Annotated in this window: 14 protein-coding genes; 13 read left to right on the top strand and 1 reads right to left on the bottom strand. The window is 65.4% G+C overall.

Annotated elements, in window-relative coordinates; all coding sequences use genetic code 11:
* The first annotated feature begins 46 nt into the window (after positions 1-46).
* The 3 genes from aroQ (at position 47) to accC (ending at position 2,434) form a co-directional block, all read left to right on the top strand.
* The gene (gene aroQ, locus IAE37_RS04725; RefSeq protein ID WP_008093086.1) at positions 47-499 is read left to right on the top strand and encodes a type II 3-dehydroquinate dehydratase; all 453 of its coding nucleotides are present in this window, start codon (positions 47-49) and stop codon (positions 497-499) included.
* 100 nt (positions 500-599) lie between these two features.
* Positions 600-1,061: an acetyl-CoA carboxylase biotin carboxyl carrier protein gene (gene accB / locus IAE37_RS04720; protein ID WP_201169952.1), complete on the top strand. Its 462-nt coding sequence runs from the start codon at positions 600-602 to the stop codon at positions 1,059-1,061.
* 17 nt (positions 1,062-1,078) lie between these two features.
* On the top strand, positions 1,079-2,434 hold the full coding sequence (gene accC / locus IAE37_RS04715) for an acetyl-CoA carboxylase biotin carboxylase subunit (RefSeq protein ID WP_201169949.1): 1,356 nt from the start codon (positions 1,079-1,081) through the stop codon (positions 2,432-2,434).
* A gap of 78 nt (positions 2,435-2,512) precedes the next feature.
* Here the strand turns inward: accC and IAE37_RS04710 are convergent, their stop codons facing one another.
* Positions 2,513-4,366, bottom strand: a complete 1,854-nt coding sequence (locus tag IAE37_RS04710; protein WP_201169947.1) for a sigma-54-dependent Fis family transcriptional regulator — start codon at positions 4,364-4,366, stop codon at positions 2,513-2,515.
* Between the two features lie 278 nt (positions 4,367-4,644).
* On the opposite strand from IAE37_RS04710, the gene IAE37_RS04705 reads away from it, so the two are divergent.
* From IAE37_RS04705 to purD, 10 genes are all read left to right on the top strand, one after another.
* The gene (locus IAE37_RS04705; protein ID WP_201169945.1) at positions 4,645-5,700 is read left to right on the top strand and encodes an ATP-NAD kinase family protein; all 1,056 of its coding nucleotides are present in this window, start codon (positions 4,645-4,647) and stop codon (positions 5,698-5,700) included.
* Between the two features lie 23 nt (positions 5,701-5,723).
* On the top strand, positions 5,724-6,701 hold the full coding sequence (locus IAE37_RS04700; RefSeq protein ID WP_201169943.1) for a thiamine pyrophosphate-dependent dehydrogenase E1 component subunit alpha: 978 nt from the start codon (positions 5,724-5,726) through the stop codon (positions 6,699-6,701).
* 32 nt (positions 6,702-6,733) lie between these two features.
* A complete protein-coding gene (locus tag IAE37_RS04695; RefSeq protein WP_201169941.1) occupies positions 6,734-7,756 on the top strand; it encodes an alpha-ketoacid dehydrogenase subunit beta in 1,023 nt (340 codons plus the stop codon).
* Positions 7,753-8,859: an acetoin dehydrogenase dihydrolipoyllysine-residue acetyltransferase subunit gene (locus IAE37_RS04690; RefSeq protein WP_201169939.1), complete on the top strand. Its 1,107-nt coding sequence runs from the start codon at positions 7,753-7,755 to the stop codon at positions 8,857-8,859. Before IAE37_RS04695 ends, IAE37_RS04690 begins: the two co-directional genes overlap by 4 nt.
* A 219-nt stretch (positions 8,860-9,078) precedes the next feature.
* Complete coding sequence (gene prmA / locus IAE37_RS04685; RefSeq protein WP_201169937.1) at positions 9,079-9,972, top strand: 50S ribosomal protein L11 methyltransferase; 894 nt, start codon at positions 9,079-9,081, stop codon at positions 9,970-9,972.
* Between the two features lie 27 nt (positions 9,973-9,999).
* Complete coding sequence (locus IAE37_RS04680; RefSeq protein WP_201169935.1) at positions 10,000-11,247, top strand: DUF3426 domain-containing protein; 1,248 nt, start codon at positions 10,000-10,002, stop codon at positions 11,245-11,247.
* Positions 11,248-11,422: 175 nt separating this feature from the next.
* On the top strand, positions 11,423-12,436 hold the full coding sequence (gene dusB, locus IAE37_RS04675) for a tRNA dihydrouridine synthase DusB (RefSeq protein ID WP_201169932.1): 1,014 nt from the start codon (positions 11,423-11,425) through the stop codon (positions 12,434-12,436).
* The gene (gene fis / locus IAE37_RS04670) at positions 12,433-12,753 is read left to right on the top strand and encodes a DNA-binding transcriptional regulator Fis (RefSeq protein ID WP_008093076.1); all 321 of its coding nucleotides are present in this window, start codon (positions 12,433-12,435) and stop codon (positions 12,751-12,753) included. Before dusB ends, fis begins: the two co-directional genes overlap by 4 nt.
* 79 nt (positions 12,754-12,832) lie before the next feature.
* Positions 12,833-14,440, top strand: coding sequence for a bifunctional phosphoribosylaminoimidazolecarboxamide formyltransferase/IMP cyclohydrolase (gene purH / locus IAE37_RS04665; protein ID WP_201169930.1), 1,608 nt, complete (start codon positions 12,833-12,835; stop codon positions 14,438-14,440).
* A gap of 135 nt (positions 14,441-14,575) precedes the next feature.
* A complete protein-coding gene (gene purD / locus IAE37_RS04660) occupies positions 14,576-15,871 on the top strand; it encodes a phosphoribosylamine--glycine ligase (RefSeq protein WP_201169927.1) in 1,296 nt (431 codons plus the stop codon).
* The last annotated feature ends 79 nt before the right edge of the window (positions 15,872-15,950 follow it).

The raw sequence follows: 15,950 nt of genomic DNA, 5'->3' as shown, positions 1-15,950 counted from the left end.
TCGCCGCGCTGTGTCGAATTGCCCTACAAATCCAAGGAATCCGCAGATGGCAACCCTACTGGTGCTTCACGGCCCCAATCTCAACCTGCTCGGGACCCGCGAACCGGGCCACTACGGCGCCGTGACCCTGGCCCAGATCAACCAGGACCTGGAGCAGCGCGCCCGCGCCGCCGGCCACCACCTGCAGTATTTGCAGAGCAATGCCGAATACGAACTGATCGACCGTATCCACGCAGCACGCAACGAGGGTGTCGACTTCATCCTGATCAATCCGGCTGCTTTTACCCATACGAGCGTCGCATTACGTGACGCATTGCTTGCGGTGAGCATCCCATTCATCGAAGTGCACCTGTCCAACGTGCACAAACGCGAACCGTTCCGTCATCACTCCTACTTTTCCGATGTTGCCGTAGGGGTGATCTGCGGCCTGGGCGCCAGCGGTTACCGACTGGCCCTGGAGTCCGCGCTGGAACAACTGGCTGCCAACGCACAGCCCTGATGATTAAAGACCTTGGCCCTGACGGGCCAAGGTTCGAGCGAAACGTTCTGAACACGTTTTCAATTACGCCCCCTGACCGAACCTTGGGAGTTGATGATTAATGGATATCCGTAAAGTCAAGAAACTGATCGAACTGCTGGAAGAGTCTGGCATCGACGAGCTGGAGATCAAGGAAGGCGAAGAGTCGGTCCGTATCAGCCGCCACAGCAAGACCCCGGCTGCCCAGCAGTTCTACGCGCCGGCGCCGATGGCTGCCGCACCTGCTGCCGCCCCGGTCGCCGCCGCAGCGCCAGCCGCCGAAGCCGCCGCTGCCGCCCCGGCCCTGAAAGGCACCGTGATCCGTTCGCCGATGGTCGGTACCTTCTACCGCAAGCCGTCGCCGACCTCGCCTAACTTCGCCGAAGTTGGCCAGAGCATCAAAAAAGGCGACACCCTGTGCATCGTCGAAGCGATGAAGATGATGAACCACATCGAAGCCGATGTCGGCGGTGTCATCGACGCCATCCTGGTGGAAGACGGTCAGCCGGTTGAGTTCGACCAGCCGCTGTTCACCATCGTTTGAATCGCGGAGAGCCAACGATGTCTGGGAAGCTCGAAAAAGTCCTGATCGCCAACCGCGGGGAAATTGCCCTGCGGATCCTGCGTGCCTGCAAAGAGCTGGGCATCAAGACCGTCGCGGTGTACTCGACCGCTGACCGTGAACTGATGCACCTGGGCCTGGCGGACGAGTCGGTCTGCATCGGCCCTGCGGCATCCAAGGAATCCTACCTGCACATCCCGGCGATCATCGCTGCCGCCGAAGTGACCGGCGCCACCGCGATCCACCCGGGTTACGGCTTCCTCGCGGAAAACGCCGATTTCGCCGAACAGGTCGAGAAATCCGGTTTCGCCTTCATCGGCCCGAAAGCCGACACCATTCGCCTGATGGGCGACAAGGTTTCGGCCAAGGACGCGATGATCAAGTCGGGCGTACCGACCGTACCTGGCTCCGATGGCCCGCTGCCGGAAGACGAGGAGGTCGCCCTGGCGATCGCCCGTGACGTCGGTTACCCGGTGATCATCAAGGCCGCCGGTGGCGGTGGTGGTCGCGGCATGCGCGTGGTGCACAAGGAAGAGGACCTGATCTCCTCGGCCAAGCTCACCCGCACCGAAGCCGGCGCCGCCTTCGGCAACCCGATGGTCTACCTGGAGAAGTTCCTGACCAACCCACGTCACGTGGAAGTCCAGGTACTGTCCGACGGCCAGGGTAACGCCATTCACCTGGGCGACCGCGACTGCTCGCTGCAGCGTCGTCACCAGAAGGTACTGGAAGAAGCACCCGCGCCAGGCATCGACGAGAAGGCCCGCCAGGAAGTCTTCAAGCGTTGCGTGGATGCGTGCATCGAGATCGGCTACCGCGGTGCCGGTACCTTCGAGTTCCTGTACGAGAACGGCCGCTTCTACTTCATCGAGATGAACACTCGCGTGCAGGTCGAGCACCCCGTATCGGAAATGGTCACCGGCGTCGACATCGTCAAGGAGATGCTCAGCATCGCCGCTGGCAACAAGCTGTCGATCCGCCAGGAAGACGTGGTCATCCGCGGTCACTCGCTGGAGTGCCGGATCAACGCCGAAGACCCGCGCAAGTTCATCCCGAGCCCAGGCAAGGTCACGCACTTCCACGCCCCGGGTGGCAACGGCGTGCGCGTCGATTCGCACCTGTACAGCGGTTACTCGGTTCCGCCGAACTACGACTCGCTGATCGGCAAGCTGATCACCTACGGCAAGGACCGCGACGAAGCCATGGCGCGCATGCGCAATGCCCTGGACGAGATCGTCGTCGACGGCATCAAGACCAACATCCCACTGCACCGCGACCTGGTGCGTGATGAAGGTTTCTGCAAAGGCGGCGTCAACATCCACTACCTCGAGCACAAACTGGCCAACCAGGAGTGATCGCGTTAGCGTGATGATGAAAAACCCCGGCCAGGTGCCGGGGTTTTTTATTGCCTGGCAGAGCCTGTAGCGGCCTTGCTAGCCCTTCATCCGCGGCATGTCGATCCGGTGCTCATGCACCCGCCTGTACAAGGTCGCTCGCGAAATACCCAGGGCCCGCGCCGCTTCCGCCGGCTTCCAGCGATGCCGGATCAAGGCATCCAGCAAGAGCTGCCGAGCGGGGCTCGATGCCCCCGCATCAGCCGAGGGGCAAGCATTGCCGCGCACTTCCCCAGGCAGGTCCTCCAGGCCTATCAGCCCGCCTTCCTGGACCGCGCAGGCATAGCGCAACACCTGGCGCAACTGGCGCAGGTTGCCCGGCCAGCGGTACACCAGCAACGCCTGCAAGGCACCGTCCGCCAGCACTACCTGCACCCCACACGCATCGGCCTCTTCGGCCAGCAACTGATGGATCAAGCCCAGTCGATCCTCGCGCTCGCGCAGCGGCGGCAACTCGAAACGGGCATTGGCCAGACGGAAGTACAAGTCTTCGCGGAACTGCCCTTCGCTCACCATCGCCGCCAGGTCGCGGTGGGTGGCGCAGATCACCTGGATATCCACGCGTTCGCGCCGCGCCGCCCCCAACGGTGCCACCTCCCCCTCTGCCAGCACCCGCAGCAATCGGGTCTGCAGGTTCAGCGGCATGTCGCCGATCTCATCGAGGAACAACGTGCCGCCATCGGCTTGCTGCAATAAACCTTGCATGCCTTTGCCCGATGCACCGGTGAACGCGCCAGCGACATAGCCGAACAGCTCGCTCTCGATCAAGCTCTCTGGAATGGCCGCGCAGTTCAGGGTCACGAATGCCCCATCGCGGCGCTGGCTGCGCTGATGCAACTGGCGAGCGAAGACCTCCTTGCCGACACCAGTCTCGCCCTGGACCAGCACCGCCAGGTTGCAGTCCTTGACCCGCGTGGCCAGGCGCAACTGCTGCTCGATGCGCGCATCCTGCGCTTGCTGCAGAGGCTGCGTGTGCCTTCTGCGCTGTGGCGCGCAGATCCGCCCGTAGAGCCCGCCCAACCCAGGCAGGCGCTGAGCCGAGGCCTCATTGGCCCGGCGCAGCTGGTCCATGTCGAACAGTTCGCCGATGTGCTCCGGCAAACGCCCATACCGAGCCAGCAGGCGCTCCCGGGCCAGGCTGTTGAGCGCTCGCAGGCGACCGTCGGCATCCCATGCCAGCAGGTAGTCGGGCTGGCTCTCCACGTAGCCCGGCGTGCCATGGGCGCGCATCACCCAATGGCCCTGGGCGCTGTGCATGAAGAAGGCGTTTTCGATTTCCCGTGCGGTCTGCTCGACCAGCTGGCGGATCAGGTGCTGGCTGCGTCGATCATCCGGCGATTGCAGGGCCGACACATCGACCACGCCGAGCAACTCGCCATGCGGGTCGAGCACCGGTGCCGCCGTGCAGGTGAGGCCGATGAAGGCCGCGCGGAAGTGATCGCGCTTGTGCACCGTGGCCGGCGCCTTGCTGGTCAGCACTGCCGCCACACCGCAGGTACCCTCCTCGCCTTCCGACCAGCAGGTGCCCAGGTACAGCCCGGCCTTGCGGCAGTCGTTGCGGATGGTCGACTCGACCCGATAGTCGATGGTGCGCCCCAAGGCATCGGTCAGCAGCACGCAGTAGTCGGCACCCCGCACCCGCTGGTGCAGGCGGGCCACGGCATCGCTGGCGATGCGCAGGAACAGCTCGGCGCGTTCGCGGCATTCGTTGAGCAGGGTCTGGGAAAGGATACGCGGCCCCTGCTGGGACCCAGGGTCGAGACGGTACAGCTCCATGGAACGGCGCCATGAATCGAGGATCAGCGGCGGCACCGGCGCCTGGGGCAGGCGGTCGGCGTTCTTCAGCACCCGGCTGACGCAATCGACATGGGCTCGGGAGTTCGCGGCAAGCATGAGGCCTCCGGTTCCTGTTGTTCTTGTCGTTGTCCGGCCATTAAGCGCCTGCCGCCGAGCCTCGACAAGCGCGGATTGATTACCGGTGCGCTTGAGACGCTGCGTCTCAGCGTCTCGCCAAGGTCAGCACGCCACTGAAACGCGGCGTCTCGTGCGCCTCTCCAGAGTGGTATGGCGCGAACCGGAGAAAGCGCTCTGCAACGGCACTTTGCGAAAGCCAGGCGAAAACTGGCACCCACCTTGCTCAAGCCCAGTCAAACAACAATACGAGGTGCGCCATGCCGCAACCCGCCACCACCGTCGGAATCATCGCCAACCCTGCCTCAGGCCGCGACCTGCGCCGCCTGACTGCCAATGCCGGCCTTTATTCCAGCACCGACAAGGCCTCGGTCATCCAGCGCCTGCTGGCCGCCTTCGGTGCCACGGGGGTGACCCAGGCCCTGCTGCCGGCAGACATGACCGGCATCGCCGCTGCGGTGCTCAAGGCCAGCCAGGGCCCGCTGGCCCGCGACCAGCACTGGCCACACCTGCACATCCTCGACCTGCCCCTGACCCAGACCGTCAACGATACCCGCCTGGCTACCCGGCTGCTGGTCGAGCACGGCGTGGCCCTGATCGCCGTGCTCGGCGGCGACGGCACGCACAAGGCAGTGGCCGCCGAAGCCGGCGACATACCGCTGCTGACCCTCTCCACAGGAACCAACAACGCCTTCCCGGAGCTGCGCGAAGCCACCAGTGCCGGTCTTGCTGGCGGGCTGGTGGCCTGCGGGCGCATCCCCGCCAGCATCGCCCTGCGCCGCAACAAGCGACTGTTGGTGCAAGTGCCGCAACAGTCCGTGCATGAATGGGCACTGGTCGAGGTCGCGGTCTCGCCGCAACGCTTCATCGGCGCCCGCGCACTCAGCCGCAGCGAGGACATCTGCGAAGTCTTCGCCTGCTTCGCCGAACCCCATGCCATCGGCCTGTCGGCGCTCTGCGGCCTGTGGCAGCCGGTGACGCGCCAGGCCCCGCACGGCGCCTGGGTGCGGCTCAACCCCGGAGCCGAACAGGCTCTGGTCGCACCGTTGGCGCCGGGCCTGCTGCAAGGCTGCGGTGTCACCGCCAGCGGCACCCTGCCAGCCGGCGTACCTCATCGACTGAGCCTGGCGGCCGGCACTCTGGCGCTGGACGGCGAGCGCGAAATCGAGTTCGCCGAGGGCGATACGCCCAGCGTCACCCTCGACCTGCAAGGCCCGTTGAGCATCGAGGTCGAGGCCGTGCTGGCGCATGCCGCCCGTCATCACCTGCTGGCCGTCCCGCGCGGCCATCGGCTGCACCCCGCAACCCCCTGTTGAGACAAACCCTGGAGAACAACAAGATGTCCACTCAGCTCAATTCAGACCAACTGCTGCATGCCTATGAGGTGATGCGCACCATCCGCGCCTTCGAGGAACGCCTGCACGTGGAGTTCGCCACGGGCGAGATCCCCGGCTTCGTCCACTTGTATGCCGGCGAAGAAGCCTCGGCCGCTGGGGTCATGGCGCACTTGCGCGACAGCGACTGCATCGCCTCGACCCACCGCGGCCACGGCCACTGCATCGCCAAGGGCGTCGACGTATACGGCATGATGGCCGAGATCTACGGCAAGAAGACCGGCGTATGCGGGGGCAAGGGCGGCTCGATGCACATCGCCGACCTGGAAAAAGGCATGCTCGGTGCCAACGGCATCGTCGGCGCTGGAGCTCCATTGGTGGCCGGCGCCGCGCTGGCCGCCAAGATCAAGGGCAGCGACGACGTGGCCGTGGCCTTCTTCGGTGATGGCGCCTCCAACGAAGGCGCGGTGTTCGAGGCGATGAACCTGGCCTCGATCATGAACCTGCCGTGCATCTTCGTAGCCGAGAACAACGGCTACGCCGAGGCCACCGCCTCGACCTGGTCGGTGGCCTGCGACCACATCGCCGATCGCGCCGCCGGTTTCGGCATGCCGGGCGTGACCATCGATGGCTTCGACTTCTTCGCCGTGCACGAAGCCGCTGGCGCCGCCATCGAGCGCGCCCGGTCCGGCCAGGGGCCTTCGCTGATCGAGGTCAAGCTCAGCCGCTACTACGGCCACTTCGAAGGCGACGCCCAGACCTACCGCGCCGTGGACGAGGTGAAGAACCTGCGCGAAAGCCGCGACTGCCTCATGCAGTTCCGCCACAAGACCACCCGCGCCGGCCTGCTCCAGGCCGTCCAGCTCGATGCCATCGACGCCCGCGTCGAGGACTTGATCGAAGACGCCGTGCGCCGTGCCAAGTCCGACCCCAAGCCGCAGCCCGCCGACCTGCTCACCGACGTCTATGTCAGCTATCCCTGAGCCCGAACAACAAGAACGACAGGAGAACCACCATGGCTAGAAAGATCAGCTACCAACAGGCAATCAACGAGGCCCTGGCCCAGGAAATGCGCCGCGACAGCACGGTGTTCATCATTGGCGAAGACGTCGCCGGCGGCGCTGGTGCGCCTGGCGAGGAGGACGCCTGGGGCGGCGTGCTGGGCGTGACCAAGGGCCTCTACCCACAGTTTCCGGGGCGCGTACTGGATGCCCCACTGTCCGAGATCGGCTACGTCGGCGCTGCCGTCGGAGCCGCCACCCAAGGTCTGCGCCCGGTATGCGAACTGATGTTCGTCGATTTCGCAGGCTGCTGCCTGGACCAGATCCTCAACCAGGCGGCGAAGTTTCGCTACATGTTCGGTGGCAAGGCCGTCACACCCCTGGTGATGCGCACCATGTATGGCGCCGGCCTGCGCGCGGCCGCCCAGCATTCGCAGATGCTCACCTCGCTGTGGACGCACATCCCCGGCCTCAAGGTGGTGTGCCCGTCCTCACCGTATGACGCCAAAGGTTTGTTGATCCAGGCGATTCGCGACAACGACCCGGTGATCTTCTGCGAGCATAAGTTGCTCTACAGCATGCAGGGCGAGGTGCCGGAAGAGGTGTACACGGTACCGTTCGGCGAGGCCAACTACCTGCGCGACGGCGACGATGTGACCCTGGTGACCTACGGGCGCATGGTCCACGTGGCCATTGAGGCAGCCAACAACCTGGCGCGCCAGGGCATCGACTGCGAAGTCCTGGACCTGCGCACCACCAGCCCGCTGGACGAGGACAGCATCCTCGAAAGCGTGGAGAAGACCGGCCGCCTGGTGGTCATCGACGAAGCCAACCCGCGCTGCTCGATGGCCACCGACATCAGTGCCCTGGTGGCGCAGAAAGCCTTCGCCGCACTCAAGGGCCCGATCGAGATGGTCACCGCGCCGCACACACCGGTGCCGTTCTCCGACGCCCTGGAAGACCTGTACATCCCGGATGCGGCGAAGATCGAAGCCGCCGTGCGCCGGGTGATCGAAGCTGCAAGGAGTGCCGCATGAGCCAGATCCATACCCTGACCATGCCCAAGTGGGGCCTGTCGATGACCGAAGGCCGGGTCGATACCTGGCTCAAGCAGGAAGGCGACGAGATCAGCAAGGGCGACGAAGTGCTGGACGTCGAGACCGACAAGATCAGCAGCAGTGTCGAGGCGCCATTCGGCGGGGTGCTGCGCCGCCAGGTGGCCAGGCCCGACGAAACCCTGCCGGTGGGCGCGTTGCTGGCGGTGCTGGTGGAAGGCGAGGTGGAAGATGCCGAGATCGATGCCGTGGTGCAGCGCTTCCAGGCAGAGTTCGTCGCAGAAGGGGGGGCGGACCAGGCTCAGGGCCCAGCACCACAGAAAGCCGAAGTGGGCGGGCGCCTGCTGCGCTGGTTCGAGCTCGGCGAAGGCGGCACGCCGCTGCTGCTGGTGCACGGCTTTGGCGGCGACCTCAACAACTGGTTGTTCAACCACCCGGCGCTGGCCGCCGAGCGCCGGGTCATCGCGCTCGACCTGCCGGGACATGGCGAATCGGCCAAGCCCTTGCAGCAGGGTGACCTGGACGAGCTCAGCGCAGCGGTGCTGGCCCTGCTCGATCACCTGGACATCGCCAAGGCGCACCTGGCCGGGCACTCCATGGGCGGCGCGGTGAGCCTGAACCTGGCGCGACAGGCGCCGCAGCGGGTGGCCAGCCTGAGCCTGGTGGCCAGTGCCGGGCTGGGCGAGGCGATCAACGGCCAGTACCTGCAGGGCTTCATCGCGGCAGCCAACCGCAACGCACTCAAGGGGCCGATGAGCCAGCTGTTCGCCGACCCGGGGCAGGTCACCCGGCAGATGCTCGAGGACATGCTCAGGTACAAGCGCCTTGAGGGCGTCGACGAGGCACTGCGGCAACTGGGTGCGGCGCTGGCCGACGGCGACCGCCAGCGGCATGACCTGCGCGGCGTCGTGGGGCAGCATCCGGCGCTGGTGGTCTGGGGCGCCGAGGACGCGATCATTCCGGCCGGGCATGCCCAGGGGCTGGAGGCCGAGGTGCTGCTGGTGCCAGGGGTCGGGCACATGGTGCAGATGGAGGCGGCGGAGCAGGTGAACCAGAAGCTGCTGGAGTTCCTGCGTCTGCATTGACCTGTGACGGCCTCTTCGCGGGCAAGCCCGCCCCCAGGACCTGCACCGCTATCAGAACCGGCGCTTATCCTGTAGGAGCAGCGGTTCGCCGCTGCGATTTACCCGCGAAGAAGGCCATGCGGTCCCTGCCATGCCTCTACAAACCCCCCGCACTCGCGTAAACTGCCAGCCTTCGCGCAGCCTCGGGCTGCCCCTGTCGATTTACCAAAGGTGCCCGCCATGCCCTGGCTGCAAGTACGCCTGGCCATCAGCCCGGAACAAGCCGAAACCTACGAAGACGCCCTGCTCGAAGTGGGCGCCGTCTCGGTCACGTTCATGGATGCCGAAGATCAGCCGATCTTCGAGCCCGACCTCAACACCACCCCGCTGTGGTCGCACACCCACTTGCTGGCGCTGTTCGAGGCCGACGCCGATCCAGACCAGGTGTTCGCCCACCTGCGCCTGTTGACCGCTGCCGAGCTGCCCGAGCACCAGGCCGAGGTGATCGAGGACCAGGACTGGGAGCGCAGCTGGATGGACAACTTCCAGCCCATGCGCTTCGGCCAGCGCCTGTGGATCGTGCCGAGCTGGCACGAGGCGCCGGAGAAAGACGCCGTCAACCTGCTGCTCGACCCAGGCCTGGCGTTTGGCACCGGCACCCATCCCACCACCGCACTGTGCCTGGAGTGGCTCGACGGCCAGCAGCTCGACGGCACCCAGGTGCTGGACTTCGGCTGCGGCTCGGGCATCCTGGCCATCGCCGCGCTGCTGTTGGGCGCCCGCGAGGCGGTCGGTACCGACATCGACGTGCAGGCCTTGGAAGCCTCGCGTGACAACGCCGGGCGCAACGGCATCGCCGATGACAAACTGGCCCTGTACCTGCCCGAGCAGATGCCGGCCATGCAGGCCGACGTGCTGGTCGCCAACATCCTGGCCGGCCCGCTGGTCTCGCTGGCGCCACAACTGTCCGGCCTGGTCCGCCCCGGTGGCCTGCTGGCCTTGTCGGGCATCCTCGCCGAACAGGGCGAGGAAGTGGCCGAAGCCTACGCCGCCGACTTCGAGCTCGACCCGATCGTCGTCCGCGACGGCTGGGTGCGCATCAGTGGTCGACGCCGCCAAGCGGGCCTAGAATAACCCTCTGCACAGCTCCCGGATCGCCGCATGACCGACAGTTTCGTCACCCAGTGCCCGCATTGCCAGACCAGCTTTCGCGTCACCCATCACCAACTGAGCGTGGCTCGTGGCGTCGTGCGCTGCGGCCACTGCCTGCAGGTGTTCAACGCGGCGAAGCAATTGCTCGAGCAGAACCGCGCGCTGCCCGCCAGCGCGCCGCCAGTTGCTGCGCCCATACCGGCAGAGCCCCCCTTGGCGCCGGCCAGCGAGCCCGTTGCCGAGCCTCGGCAGGACTGGACCCTGACTGCCCAGGCGCTCGACGAACTCGATCTGGATGAAGAGCTGGCACGCCTGGAGCGCCGCAGCGAAGCCGCCGACAAGCCGTTCGGCACCGCCACCGAAACCGCCGACGACGAGCGGGAGGAGCATGGCGCCGAGCCGATGCTGGTGGAGCAGGCGCCACTTGAGCTGGAGCTCGACCCGGCACCGGGTGATCGCACCGAGCCGACCCTGGGTACCGCGGTCGACCTGGACCTCGATGAGGACGAACCCACCCATGCCCGTGAACGCGACGTCGATCGGCTTGACGATGACGACGAAATCCACGAGACCGGCCTGAGCGCCCGAGACGAGGACGAGCCGGAGCTGAAGCTGTCCGCCCGCGATGACGATGACGTCGATGTCGTCGCCCCGTTGCCCATGGAGCGCCTGGAGCCTGCCCTGGCCGCCAAGGCCGAGCGCCCCTCGCGCAAGGAGCCGTTGGTCGATGTGGTCGACGACCCGCTGCAGCTGGGCTGGGAAAAACCCCAGCCCAACTGGGGCAAGCGCCTGCTGTGGGGCTTGCTGAGCTTGCTGGCCGCTGGCCTGCTGGCGTTCCAGTACGTCTGGTTCCACTTCGACGAGATGGCCCGCCAGGATCAGTACCGCCCGATTTTCCAGCAATTGTGCCCGGTGGTCGGCTGCCAGGTGCCGACCCGCGTCGACATCGCCCGGATCAAGAGCAGCAACCTGGTGGTACGCAGCCACCCCGACTTCAAGGGCGCGCTGATCGTCGACGCGATCATCTACAACCGCGCGCCCTTCGCCCAGCCGTTCCCGCTGCTGGAACTGCGCTTCGCCGACCTCAACGGCCAGCTGATCGCCAGTCGTCGCTTCAAGCCCAGCGAATACCTGTCCGGCGAGCTGGCGGGGCGGGGCGACATGCCGAGCCAGACGCCGATCCACATCGCCCTGGATATCCTCGACCCGGGGCCGAAGGCCGTGAACTACAGCCTGAGCTTCCGCTCGCCAGAGTAAAGGGCGGCTCCTGAGGGGCTGCTTGGCAGCCCCTGCTCTTCGGTCATACCAAATGTCATAAGCCGACAACTGTTCAGAATTTATCCAAATCCATCTTTATCCAGTCATCGAGAGCGGGTATCATGCCCACCCTTTTTCGAACTCCAATGATTCGGCCCCACAACAGGGAACACCTATGTCGGCGGTACGCATCGGCCCTTATACACTACGCAACAACCTGATCCTTGCGCCCATGGCCGGGGTCACGGACCAGCCTTTCCGTACACTTTGCCAGCGCCTGGGCGCGGGCATGGTGGTGTCGGAAATGGTCAGCAGCGACATGAGCCTGTGGAACAGCCGCAAGTCGAGCCTGCGCCGCATCCACGAAGGTGATCCCGAGCCACGCTCGGTACAGATCGCCGGTGGCGATGCGCAGATGATGGCAGCCGCGGCCCAGGCCAACGTCGCCGCAGGCGCGCAGATCATCGATATCAACATGGGCTGCCCGGCAAAAAAAGTCTGCAACAAAGCCGCAGGCTCTGCTTTATTGAAAGATGAAGCCTTGGTCAGCGAGATTCTCCACGCCGTTGTCGGTGCCGTGGACGTCCCGGTGACCCTGAAAATCCGCACCGGCTGGGACCGGGCGAACAAGAACGGCCTGAACGTCGCAAGAATTGCCGAACAGGCCGGCATCCAGGCGCTGGCGGTGCATGGCCGCACACGCGCCGACCTGTACACCGGCGAAGCCGAATACGACACCATCGCGGCAATCAAGCAGGCGGTGTCGATCCCGGTTTTCGCCAATGGCGACATCACTTCGCCAGAAAAGGCCCGGGCGGTGCTGGACGCCACCGGGGTCGACGGCCTGTTGATCGGCCGGGCCGCCCAGGGGCGGCCATGGATCTTCCGCGAGATCGAGCATTACCTGGAGACCGGCCTACGCTTGCCGGCCCCGCAGTTGGACGAAGTGGAACGCATTCTGCTGGAGCACCTGGCCGCGTTGCATGCCTTCTATGGCGATGTGATGGGCGTACGTATCGCCCGCAAGCACGTTGGCTGGTACCTGGCGACCCGACCCGGGGGCAAGGAGTTCCGCTCCCGGTTCAACGCTTTGGAAGATACACAAGCGCAGTGCGCCAACGTTCGCGCGTATTTCAGCGAGCGACGACAGAGCCTTGAGACAGAGGACGAACAAGGGGTGGCCGCATGACGATGATGACCGAGACATTAGTGAGTGGAACAACGCCCGTGAGCGACAACGCCAACCTCAAACAGCACCTCAACACGCCGAGCGAGGAGGGCCAGACCCTGCGCGACAGCGTCGAGAAGGCGCTGCACAACTACTTCGCACACCTGGAAGGCGCTACCGTCACTGACGTGTACAACCTGGTGCTCTCCGAAGTCGAGGCGCCCCTGCTCGAAAGCGTGATGAACTACGTGAAGGGCAACCAGACCAAGGCCAGCGAGATGCTCGGACTGAACCGTGGCACCCTGCGCAAGAAGCTCAAGCAATACGACTTGTTGTAAGCCAGAATCCCAATCAGAAAAGGCGGCCTCTGCGAAGAGACGCCTTTTTTGCTGACTCCACCGCGTTATGGAATCCGAAATGACCGACCAGACTACCCGCCTGCCGATCCGCCGCGCCCTGATCAGCGTCTCCGACAAGACCGGTATCCTCGAATTCGCTCGTGAGCTGCAGCAGCTCGGTGTCGAGATCCTGTCCACCGGCGGCACCTACAAGCTGCTCAAGGACAATGGCGTGAACGCGGTGGAAGTGGCCGACTACACCGGCTTCGCCGAAATGATGGACGGCCGGGTCAAGACCCTGCACCCGAAGATCCACGGCGGTATCCTCGGCCGTCGCGGTGTCGACGACGCCATCATGAGCGAGCACGGCATCAAGCCGATCGACCTGGTCGCCGTCAACCTGTACCCGTTCGAAGCCACCATCGCCAAGCCTGGCTGTGACCTGCCGACCGCCATCGAGAACATCGACATCGGCGGCCCGACCATGGTCCGTTCGGCGGCCAAGAACCACAAGGACGTGGCCATCGTGGTCAACGCCAGCGACTACGCCAGCGTCCTCGAAGGCCTCAAGGCCGGCGGCCTGACCTACGCCCAGCGCTTCGACCTGATGCTCAAGGCCTTCGAGCACACCGCCGCCTACGACGGCATGATCGCCAACTACATGGGTACCATCGACCAGGCCAAGGACACCTTGTCCACCGAAGCGCGCAGCGAGTTCCCGCGCACCTTCAACAGCCAGTTCGTCAAGGCCCAGGAAATGCGCTACGGCGAGAACCCGCACCAGAGCGCGGCCTTCTACGTCGAGGCCAAGAAAGGCGAAGCCAGCATTTCCACTGCCATCCAGTTGCAGGGCAAGGAACTGTCGTTCAACAACGTGGCCGACACCGACGCCGCGCTGGAGTGCGTGAAGAGCTTCGTCAAGCCAGCCTGCGTCATCGTCAAGCACGCCAATCCATGCGGCGTAGCGGTGGTTCCTGAAGACGAAGGCGGCATCCGCAAGGCCTACGACCTGGCCTATGCCACCGATACCGAGTCGGCATTCGGCGGCATCATCGCCTTCAACCGCGAGCTGGACGGCGAGACCGCCAAGGCCATCGTCGAGCGCCAGTTCGTCGAAGTGATCATTGCCCCGAAAATCTCCCAGGCCGCCCGTGAGGTCGTTGCCGCCAAGCAGAACGTACGCCTGCTCGAATGCGGCGAATGGCCAGCCGAGCGCGCCGCCGGTTGGGACTTCAAGCGCGTCAACGGTGGCCTGCTGGTACAGAGCCGCGATATCGGCATGATCGGTGCCGATGACCTGAAGATCGTCACCAAGCGTGCCCCGACCGAGCAGGAAATCCACGACCTGGTGTTCGCCTGGAAAGTGGCCAAGTTCGTCAAGTCCAACGCCATCGTCTACGCCAAGCAGCGCCAGACCATCGGTGTCGGCGCCGGCCAGATGAGCCGCGTCAACTCCGCGCGCATCGCCGCCATCAAGGCCGAGCACGCTGGCTTGCAGGTCCAGGGCGCGGTCATGGCCTCGGACGCGTTCTTCCCGTTCCGTGATGGCATCGACAATGCGGCTAAAGTGGGTATCAGCGCCGTGATCCAGCCGGGTGGTTCGATGCGTGATGCCGAAGTGATTGCCGCCGCTGATGAAGCCGGCATCGCCATGGTGTTCACCGGTATGCGCCACTTCCGCCACTAATTCAGATGGTCGGTCGATCCCGTTCCCTGTAGGAGCGGGTTCACCCGCGAATGCGATACTGGGCACACTGCCGCATTCGCGGGTAAACCCGCTCCTACAGGGGACGCCGAGCGCCACCAACACAGAGGTTTTGACATGAAAGTTTTGATCATCGGCAGCGGCGGCCGTGAGCACGCCCTGGCCTGGAAAGTCGCCCAGGACCCACGCGTCGAGAAGGTCTTCGTTGCCCCCGGCAACGCCGGCACCGCCACCGAAGCCAAGTGCGAGAACGTCGCCATCGACGTATGCGCCCTGGAGCAACTGGCGGACTTCGCCGAGCACAACGTCGACCTGACCATCGTCGGCCCCGAGGCGCCACTGGTCATCGGTGTCGTCGACCTGTTCCGCAGCCGCGGCCTTGACTGCTTCGGCCCGACCAAGGGTGCGGCCCAGCTGGAAGGTTCCAAGGCCTTCACCAAGGACTTCCTGGCACGTCACAAGATCCCGACCGCCGACTACCAGAACTTCACCGAGATCGAGCCGGCACTGGCCTACCTGCGCGAAAAAGGCGCACCGATCGTGATCAAGGCCGACGGCCTGGCCGCCGGCAAGGGCGTGATCGTCGCCATGACCCTCGAAGAAGCCGAAGCCGCCGTGCGTGACATGCTCGCCGGCAACGCCTTCGGCGACGCAGGCTCGCGCGTGGTGATCGAGGAGTTCCTCGACGGCGAAGAAGCCAGCTTCATCGTCATGGTCGACGGCCACAACGTACTGCCAATGGCCACCAGCCAGGACCACAAGCGCGTCGGCGACCAGGACACCGGCCCGAACACCGGCGGTATGGGCGCCTACTCGCCGGCCCCGGTGGTCACCGCCCAAGTGCACCAGCGCGTGATGGACCAGGTGATCTGGCCGACCGTGCGCGGCATGGCCGAGGAAGGCAACGTCTACACCGGCTTCCTGTATGCCGGCCTGATGATCGACAAGGCGGGCAACCCCAAGGTCATCGAGTTCAACTGCCGCTTCGGCGACCCAGAAACCCAGCCAGTCATGCTGCGCCTGGAATCGAGCCTGGTGCTGCTGATCGAAGCCGCCTTCGCCAAGGCCCTGGACAAGGTCGAAGCGCAGTGGGACCCGCGTCCGAGCCTGGGCGTGGTGCTGGCTGCCGGCGGCTACCCGGGCGACTACGCCAAGGGCGCGGCCATCCACGGCCTGGACGCTGCCGCCAAGCTCGAAGGCAAGGTGTTCCATGCCGGTACCGCACTCAAGGACGGCCAGGTGGTCAGCGCCGGTGGCCGCGTGCTGTGCGCCACCGCCCTGGGCGAAACGGTCGAGGCTGCCCAGCAGCAGGCCTACCGCCTGGCCGAGCAGGTTGAATGGGACGGCAGCTTCTACCGTACCGACATCGGCTACCGGGCCATCGCCCGAGAGCGCGGTGAGCACCAGCAGTAACCCCCTGCGCAGCGCCGCGTCGCCCTGGCGATGCGGCATTCGGCTCGTCGACAGGGTCCGGCCGGGGCCTTGCCTTCGC

The organism is Pseudomonas sp. S31 (assembly GCF_016648105.1).
In the GTDB taxonomy this organism is placed as follows: domain Bacteria; phylum Pseudomonadota; class Gammaproteobacteria; order Pseudomonadales; family Pseudomonadaceae; genus Aquipseudomonas.
This window is presented reverse-complemented; position numbering and strand designations above follow the sequence as displayed.

Bases quoted from the DNA above. Each gene is read 5' to 3' on its own strand.
- aroQ (WP_008093086.1), top strand. From the start codon at position 47: ATGGCAACCCTACTGGTGCTTCACGGCCCCAATCTCAACCTGCTCGGG.
- accB (WP_201169952.1), top strand. From the start codon at position 600: ATGGATATCCGTAAAGTCAAGAAACTGATCGAACTGCTGGAAGAGTCT.
- accC (WP_201169949.1), top strand. From the start codon at position 1,079: ATGTCTGGGAAGCTCGAAAAAGTCCTGATCGCCAACCGCGGGGAAATT.
- IAE37_RS04710 (WP_201169947.1), bottom strand. From the start codon at position 4,366: ATGCTTGCCGCGAACTCCCGAGCCCATGTCGATTGCGTCAGCCGGGTG.
- IAE37_RS04705 (WP_201169945.1), top strand. From the start codon at position 4,645: ATGCCGCAACCCGCCACCACCGTCGGAATCATCGCCAACCCTGCCTCA.
- IAE37_RS04700 (WP_201169943.1), top strand. From the start codon at position 5,724: ATGTCCACTCAGCTCAATTCAGACCAACTGCTGCATGCCTATGAGGTG.
- IAE37_RS04695 (WP_201169941.1), top strand. From the start codon at position 6,734: ATGGCTAGAAAGATCAGCTACCAACAGGCAATCAACGAGGCCCTGGCC.
- IAE37_RS04690 (WP_201169939.1), top strand. From the start codon at position 7,753: ATGAGCCAGATCCATACCCTGACCATGCCCAAGTGGGGCCTGTCGATG.
- prmA (WP_201169937.1), top strand. From the start codon at position 9,079: ATGCCCTGGCTGCAAGTACGCCTGGCCATCAGCCCGGAACAAGCCGAA.
- IAE37_RS04680 (WP_201169935.1), top strand. From the start codon at position 10,000: ATGACCGACAGTTTCGTCACCCAGTGCCCGCATTGCCAGACCAGCTTT.
- dusB (WP_201169932.1), top strand. From the start codon at position 11,423: ATGTCGGCGGTACGCATCGGCCCTTATACACTACGCAACAACCTGATC.
- fis (WP_008093076.1), top strand. From the start codon at position 12,433: ATGACGATGATGACCGAGACATTAGTGAGTGGAACAACGCCCGTGAGC.
- purH (WP_201169930.1), top strand. From the start codon at position 12,833: ATGACCGACCAGACTACCCGCCTGCCGATCCGCCGCGCCCTGATCAGC.
- purD (WP_201169927.1), top strand. From the start codon at position 14,576: ATGAAAGTTTTGATCATCGGCAGCGGCGGCCGTGAGCACGCCCTGGCC.